This is a genomic window from Monashia sp. HAY1-5C (assembly GCF_056755255.1).
Map to the genome: position 1 here is coordinate 1 of NZ_JBPGXG010000468.1, position 259 is coordinate 259.

At 39.0% G+C, this 259-nt stretch carries 1 protein-coding gene; it reads left to right on the forward strand.

Going from position 1 to position 259, the window contains the following annotated elements:
• A partial coding sequence (locus ACR9ZK_RS22465) for a PSP1 C-terminal domain-containing protein (protein WP_481344142.1) occupies nt 1–259 on the forward strand: 259 nt, incomplete at both ends.

Consider the following 259-nt stretch of genomic DNA (forward strand, 5'->3'; position numbering starts at 1 on the left):
GTAAGTCTCACCGGCGAACTGGTAAAGATTCAGATGAAAAAGAAAAGATTTTCTGACGATTCTGTGCTTAAAATATACAGGCTTGCCAACCAAAAAGACCTTGAGGTATGGCAGGAAGCTCGAAAAAAAGAAGAAAGTGTAAAAATAGAAGCTCGAAAGATTGCTCACAGGCTTGGTCTTGAAATGAAGATCACCGACGTAGAATATCAGGGAGATGCATCTAAAGTGACTTTTTATTACACAGCAGATAACCGAATAG